At 72.3% G+C, this 6,772-nt stretch carries 8 protein-coding genes; 6 read left to right on the top strand and 2 right to left on the bottom strand.

The genetic code is table 11. The features are described 5' to 3' along the window. The 3 genes from MNZ39_RS11435 to MNZ39_RS11425 form a co-directional block, all read left to right on the top strand. Positions 1–501: hypothetical protein (locus MNZ39_RS11435; RefSeq protein ID WP_242338500.1), on the top strand; the 501-nt coding region annotated here is incomplete at its 5' end. A gap of 83 nt (positions 502–584) precedes the next feature. Then, positions 585–1,583, top strand: coding sequence for a prenyltransferase/squalene oxidase repeat-containing protein (locus MNZ39_RS11430; protein ID WP_242338498.1), 999 nt, complete (start codon positions 585–587; stop codon positions 1,581–1,583). Positions 1,584–1,856: 273 nt separating this feature from the next. Further along, positions 1,857–2,813: an NADP-dependent oxidoreductase gene (locus MNZ39_RS11425; RefSeq protein WP_242338496.1), complete on the top strand. Its 957-nt coding sequence runs from the start codon at positions 1,857–1,859 to the stop codon at positions 2,811–2,813. Between the two features lie 117 nt (positions 2,814–2,930). Here MNZ39_RS11425 and MNZ39_RS11420 read toward each other — a convergent pair whose 3' ends face one another. Beyond that, positions 2,931–3,074 carry a zf-TFIIB domain-containing protein gene (locus MNZ39_RS11420; protein WP_242338494.1) on the bottom strand — a complete coding sequence of 48 codons (144 nt, stop codon included), beginning with the start codon at positions 3,072–3,074 and terminating at the stop codon, positions 2,931–2,933. A 162-nt stretch (positions 3,075–3,236) separates the two neighbouring features. Here MNZ39_RS11420 and MNZ39_RS11415 point away from each other — a divergent pair, with 162 nt between their 5' ends. The 3 genes from MNZ39_RS11415 (at position 3,237) to MNZ39_RS11405 (ending at position 5,636) form a co-directional block, all read left to right on the top strand. Continuing rightward, positions 3,237–4,259, top strand: a complete 1,023-nt coding sequence (locus tag MNZ39_RS11415; RefSeq protein ID WP_242338492.1) for an alcohol dehydrogenase — start codon at positions 3,237–3,239, stop codon at positions 4,257–4,259. Positions 4,260–4,501: 242 nt separating this feature from the next. Further along, the gene (locus tag MNZ39_RS11410) at positions 4,502–5,191 is read left to right on the top strand and encodes a DUF892 family protein (RefSeq protein WP_242338490.1); all 690 of its coding nucleotides are present in this window, start codon (positions 4,502–4,504) and stop codon (positions 5,189–5,191) included. A gap of 58 nt (positions 5,192–5,249) precedes the next feature. Continuing rightward, positions 5,250–5,636, top strand: coding sequence for a DUF488 domain-containing protein (locus MNZ39_RS11405; RefSeq protein ID WP_242338488.1), 387 nt, complete (start codon positions 5,250–5,252; stop codon positions 5,634–5,636). Positions 5,637–5,746: 110 nt separating this feature from the next. Here MNZ39_RS11405 and MNZ39_RS11400 read toward each other — a convergent pair whose 3' ends face one another. Then, entirely contained in the window at positions 5,747–6,532 is a 786-nt protein-coding gene (locus MNZ39_RS11400; RefSeq protein WP_242338486.1) for a phosphatase PAP2 family protein, read from the bottom strand. Positions 6,533–6,772: the final 240 nt, after the last annotated feature.

Below are 6,772 nucleotides of genomic sequence, written 5' to 3'. Positions count from 1 at the left end.
CAGAGCTCCGCGGTGCTCACGTCGTACGACGCGAACATCGCGAAGAACTGCTACGACTGCCACCCCGGCAACAACGTGAACTGCTACCGGGACACGCACACCACGAAGACCAACGCGAGCGGCCAGCAGATCTGGTGCACCGACTGCCATGGGGATCTGAACCAGCGGATCGCCCAGAACCAGATGGCGAACCCGTGGTCGGCGCAGACCCTGCCCACCTGCGCGCAGTGCCACGGCTCCTCCTACGGGGAGAAGTCGCCCGGCCAGAGCGGCTGGCTGAACACCGGCATCTTCGGCAAGTACCTCAACTCGGCCGGTCACCACGGCTCCAAGGTGCTCTGCTCGTCGTGCCACGGCTCGCCGCACGGGCTCAGCCCGTCCACGCTCGCCAAGGACAACGTGCAGAACATCGCCCTGCAGAACGACGCGCGGGCGATCGGCAACTGCACGGTCTGCCATGGTGACCAGTCGAGCACCTGGCAGGTCCCGCCGCACAACTAGCGAAACAGGCCGGCCGCGGGGTGGGTACGCTCACCCCGCGGTCGCGTCCTCGAAACTCCACTCCAAGCACGGAAACGTTCTCCATGACGCGACGGATGGTGATGGTGTCGGTGATTGTGGTGTGGATCGGCGCGCTGGCCGCGGTGGTGAGGCTCGGTCCGCCGCGTCTGCGCGCCTCGGGACCGCCCCTCACGGCTGCAGCGCTCGACACCTCGAAGACCCTCGACTACCTCGCGGGCTGGGCGCGGCGCGACCGCTGGGACGCGTTCCCGGAGTCGCCCTCGTTCGCCTTCTACAACCTGTACACGACGCGTGCCCTCGGCGGCTCGGTGTCACCGGAGCTTCGCGCCCAGGTGATCGAGTACCTCCGCAGGTGCCAGGCGCCCGACGGCGGGTTCACGGCGGCACCCGGGACCGGACCGTCGCACGTCGTGCCGACGCTGTACGCGACGCGCACGCTGGGGCTCCTCGGCGCGCTCGACGCGATCGACCGGCCGCGCGCGGTGGCGTTCCTCACGTCGCTGGCGGGGAAGGACGGCGGCTTCCGTGGACGCGCTGCCGAGGCGGACGTGTCGCTCGGCGCGACGTACCACGCCCTCGCCGCTCTCGAGATACTCGGCGCCCTCGATCGCGTGGACCCGCGCCGCACGGCCACGTTCCTCTCGTCGCACCGGGCGGCGGAGGGAGGCTTCGCGCTGCGCCCGGGCATGATCGCCTCGCCGGCCGCGACCTTCATGGCGGTGCGCTCCCTGAAGCTCGTCGGCGCGCTCGATCCCGAGACGGCCGCGGGCGTGGCGCGCCACCTCTCGGGCTCCCGGTACTCGGGGAAGGTCCGCGACGGGAAGTTCACCTCGCTCCCCGAGATCGAGGAGGAAGCCCAGGTGCTGGGTGCCCTCGCCGAGGTCGGTCGCCTGGACGTCGTGGACCGTGCCGAGGTGGAGCGGTTCGTGGCGAGCCTGTACGTGGCCGAGAACGGCGGGTTCGGGCCGCAGCCCGGCCTCGGCACGACTCCCCCGAGCACGTTCCACGCGATCGCGTGCCTCGTCGCCCTCGGCCGGCTGCCCGCGCCGGCGGGAGGCTAGGGCTCCCCTTCACGAGCAGCAGGTCGTCCGCGCGAAGTGGGCGGCGGCGAGCCCATCGAAGCAGGCGTCGAGCCGGTGGCGGCGGTCTCGCCCGAAGGTCGCTCGACCGGCCCGGCCTCGGTTTGCGGACGGGCGCCGCTCCCGGCCGGCGGCGCGATGAGCTCTCGCCCGCCTCGCCTCTCGCCGTCGCCCGTCGGACGAGCGACGAAGCCTCCGCGTCACGGCCAGCCCGGGCTCGACGTTCGACGTCCCGGTGCTCACGCTAGAGGCGCCATGCCATCCACACTGCCCAGCCAGATGAAGGCCGCCGCCGTCGATCACTTCGGCGGACCCGAGGTCCTGCACACCGAGACGTTGCCCGTCCCGCAGCCCGGCGAGCACGAGATCCTCCTCCGGGTCGACGTGGCCGGAGTCGGCGTCTGGGACCCGTGGGTCCGGCAAGGCGGTTTCGACGACGGCTCGACACGTTTCCCCTACGTGATGGGGAACGACGGAGCCGGAGTCGTGGTGGCAGTGGGCCCGAAGGTCAGCCGCGTACGCGTGGGACAGCGAGCCTATGGCTATCAGATGGAGGGCGGCTTCTACGCCGAGTACGCCAAGCTCGAGGAGGGGCGGGCGGCCCCGATCCCGAGCGGCCTGGACGCGAGGGAGGCCGGCGCGCTGGGCGCGGACGGGATCACCGCGCTGCGCGGGCTCGACGACGAGCTGCGGCTGCGCAGCGGACAGTCGCTCATGATCATCGGCGCGAGCGGCGGGGTGGGCCACATCGCCGTGCAGCTGGCCAAGCGGATGGGGGCGCGCGTGCTCGCCGTCGCCTCGCGAGCGGATGGTTTGAAGCTGGTCGAGAAGCTCGGCCCGGACGTCGCGATCGACGGGCGAAGAAAGGACGTGGCGAAGGCGGCTCGCGCGTTCGCGCCCGAGGGGCTGGACGCAGCTCTCGTGCTGGCGGGCGGGGACGACGTGAACGCGGCGCTCGCGACGATCAAGAAGGGGGGACGGGTCGCCCATCCCAACGGCGTGGAGCCCATCCCGGAGGTCCCGAAGGGCGTCGAGCTGCTCGCGTACGACGGCACTCCCAGCGCAGAGGCGTTCGACCGGCTCAACCGGCTGATCGGGGACGCGCCGTTCCACGTCGAGCTCGGGAAGCTCTACGAGCTCGAGGAGGCCGCCCAGGCTCAACGGGACGTCGAGAAGCACCACCTGGGAAAGCTCGCGCTGCGTATCCACTGAGGCGGAGACCCGTCGAGCTGGATGGCTGCTGCGGTGCACGACCCCACCAACCGGGCTCCGCGCTGGGGCGGCCGCCCGGCCGGAACTCTCACCGCCGCCGGCTCGCCAGGGGCTCGATCACCGCGCCGCCACCCACCGCGCTCCGCACTTCGGGCAGACGTACGTCGCCATGTTGCCGATGGACTGCTCGACGACGCCTTCGGCGCCGCACTTCGGACACTTGTTCGTCGGCTGAGTCGGGGCAGGGACGTGGACAGGCATGGCGGAAGAGTCTACCCCGCCTGCGCGCCGTCGCCGACGCGCCGTCGAGTCACGGTTCCGGTTCGCTTGGCGGTGCCGCCGGGCGGTGGTCATGTTGTGCGCGGCCCGCCCGCCTCGCGCAGGCGTGCGCGGTCGGACGCACCCGGAGAGCGGAGGTGGGCCGTGGCGAGGACGATGCGAGCAGTCGAGATCACCAGGCCCGGATCGGGCTTCACGCTCGTGGAGCGCCCCGTGCCCGAGCCAGCGGCGGGACAGGTCCGCATCGCGGTCGAGGCGTGCGGCATCTGCCACTCCGACGCGTTCGTGGCGGAGGGCTCCTATCCCGGCCTCGTATACCCGCGCGTCCCCGGTCACGAGGTGGTCGGCCGCGTCGACGCCGTCGGAGCAGGCGTGGTCGTCTGGCGCCCGGGGCAGCGTGTCGGAGTGGGCTGGCACGGAGGGCACTGCGGGGCGTGCGAGGCGTGCCGCTCGGGCGACTTCATCCAGTGCGAGCGTGGGCTCGTCTGCGGCTTCAGCTACGACGGCGGGTACGCCGAGCAGATGGTCGCCCCGCAGGAGGCGCTCGCCGCCATCCCCGACGCGCTCGACTCGGTCGCCGCCGCTCCGCTGCTCTGTGCGGGCGTCACCACGTTCAACTCGCTGCGAAACAGCGGCGCCCGGGCGGGCGACCTCGTGGCGGTGCAGGGCATCGGGGGGCTGGGGCACCTCGGCCTGCAGTACGCCCGCAAGCTCGGGTTCCGGACGGTCGCGCTCTCGCGCGGCGCAGACAAGCGCGCGCTCGCGCTCGAGCTCGGCGCGCACGAGTACGTCGATCAGGAGGTCGGGGACGCGGCGGCCGCGCTCAAGAAGCTGGGCGGCGCGCGCGTGATCCTCGCCACGGCGCCGAACTCTCAGCTCATGTCGAGCCTCTTCGACGGCCTGGGACGCGACGGTACGCTGCTGGTGGTCGGCGCGAGCGCCGATCCGATCCAGGTCTCGCCGTTCCAGCTCATCGGCGCCCGGCGGCGGGTGCAGGGCTGGCCGAGCGGTACGGCCAAGGACTCAGAGGAGACCCTGGCCTTCAGCGCGCTCAACGCGGTGGCCTCGCGGAACGAGACGTTCCCGCTCACGGCGGTGAACGAGGCGTTCGAGCGGATGATGTCGAACCGCGCGCGCTTCCGGGTCGTGCTGAAGGTCCGGCAGTAGCCTCGGCAGCGCCGTACGCGCGGCCGGGGGGATGGCAGCAGCGGAGCGGCGCACGGCCTGCGCCTCGAGCGCCAGCGCCGACGCACGCGCTGAAGCCGGGAGCCCGGCGGCCGATCTGCACGTCTGCCCAGCCCGACTCCGGACTCGGCGTGGAGTTGCCATTCAGCCCACTTGTGTCACGCCCCGCCGGTGATGAGTCTGCGCCACCCCTAGACACCACGCCTCGCCTACCAGGAGGCGTCATGGACCGGCTCGCGCAGAAGAACAGGGAAAAGGTCATCGACCTGCTGATGGAGCGCCTGAGTTTCGAGCGCGCCGGAGTGAAGCTCTACGACAAGGTCCTGGAGCGGATGCGCGAGTCGAGCGGCGCGCGGAGCGGGCGTCACGGCGACGGCGACTACACCACCTACGGTCTGAGCGGCTATCGCGCCGGCGACGTGGACCGCGGCGTGCACGAGGACCTCGACCGGGAGCAGGGCGGGATCGCGCACCCCGACCGCGAGCGCGAGCGAGAGGAGCGCGTCGTCGCCGAGATGCTGCCACTGGTGGAGAAGATCCGCGCCCAGGAGAAGGAGCACGAGGAGTGGTTGAAGAGCAGCATCCGGCGGCTCGGCGGCGACGACAAGCGGATGACGGAGATGGCAAACGTGACGGCGCGTGAAGCGGCCGGCATCGAGAAGGTTGTCATGAAGGATCCGCAGCTCCCGCACCTGTTCCACGCGCTCCTCGCGGCGGAGCACGTGGACACGGCCGGGTGGGACCTCCTCCTCGTGCTCGCCGGCGAGGCAGGCGACGGCGCCGCCGAGGAGGAGTTCAGGAAGCGCCTGCAGGAGGAGGAGCGACACCTCGCCTTCCTGCGCGAGGCGCTGCGCACGTTCTCGGCCCACGAGGTGCTGGGCGAGGAGCTGCATTCGCCCACGCCACCGGTCTGATCCCGGCGCGGGCGGTCGGGCCCGGCGCGAGGTCGCATTCGAGGTAGAGATGAGGGCCATGACGGTGCTCATCGTTCGCCTCGGCAGTCCACGCGCCGCCGGAGAGGGCCTCCGGATCGGTACGGTGCGCCGCCCGCCGCGCGGCGTGCCCGCGGCCCGCTTCGCCCCGGACGACTGGTACGACGTCTGGTACCCGAACCTCGCGCCGAGCACCGAGACGATGAAGCTCGGCAAGGCGGCGCGGACCGAGCGGGAGTGGGCGCTGTTCGCGAGGAGGTTTCGCGCCGAGATGGCCGAGCCCGCCGCGAGCCGCACGCTCGACCTGCTCGCTGCGCTCTCGCGCACGGCGAGCTTCTCGGTAGGGTGCTACTGCGAGGACGAAGCGCGCTGCCACCGGTCGGTGCTGCGCGCGCTGCTCGGGGAACGCGGCGCGAAGATGGGGTGACGAGCGCTGCCGGCAGCGCGTTCTGCGCGGGGCGCCAGGACGCGGCCGGTGCGGGTCTCGCGTTCGGCCGAGCCGGCGGTGTCGAGCGTTGACCGGAGCCGGGGCACGCCTCAGAACAAGAGCGCGATGCCGCCCGGTGCTGGCACGAGATCCACGCCGCGGCGCCGGCGCGGACCCGATCTGCGATGAAAGAACCAGGGGATCGCGAACCCGACCGCGCTTCCGACGGCCGCGCCCGCGGCGACGTCGGTGAGCCAGTGCGCGTCGCCGGCCATCCTGAGGTATCCCACGCCGGACGCCAGCGTCAGCCCGACTCCCCAGGCCCATGGCGCCCACGATCGGCCCCGGATGGTCGCGACCGTCGCGGTCGACGTCGCGAGCGAGAACGCGAACGAGGTGTGGCCGGAGTAGAAGCTGCGGTCGCGCGATCCCGGCATGAACGTGGAGCCGCCGGCGGGGCGAGGCCGTGCGAAGCCGTCCTTCGCGGCGTTGACGAGATCCGACGCGATCGCGACGGACTCCCCGACGACGAGCAGGTCCTCGAAGAACGTCCGGCGCGTCCCGTCCTGCGCCGCGCCGAGCGCGGAGAGCGTGAGCGCACCCGCCGACAGAACGCCGGAGTCGATCACGTCCGAGAGGTGCCGGGCGCGAAGCTCCGCGCGCGCGCCGGTGAGCCGGAGCGCGTCGCGTGCTGCCTCGTCGAGGCCATTCACGGCGCAGAATCGGCACTGGCTCGGCGAGAGCCGGGGGAGGGCGAGGCCCGCGGCGAGGGCCCCCGCGAGGAAGGTCACCGAGACGTCGAGGCGTGGGTGGACGACGAGGTCGTCGGCGGAGGGAGCGGCGGGCCAGGCGATGAAGGCCCATGCGGCCAGCGCGACGGTCAGCGGACGCTTCATCACCGGAACTTTGGGCTCACAATGAATGAGCGCCACGGGAGAGCGGGGCTGACGCACCCGGGAGCGGCTCCTCCCGGTGCCGTGGGCCGGGCGCGCGGAGCCGCGGGCTCGGGTTCGACCGCGGCGACGGAGCTCGGCCGAGGCAGGAGCATTCGGGCGCCCGGACGTCCCATCGACGCTCGCGGACCTTTCGCACCCGAGCTCGTGGACGCCCATTCGCAGCGCGTGCAGTCGATGGCC

The sequence above is a fragment of the Anaeromyxobacter sp. SG66 genome, assembly GCF_022690805.1.
Taxonomy (GTDB): Bacteria; Myxococcota; Myxococcia; order Myxococcales; family Anaeromyxobacteraceae; genus Anaeromyxobacter; species Anaeromyxobacter soli.
Note: the sequence above shows the minus strand (reverse complement) of the source record. Positions and strands in the feature narration are given on the sequence as shown.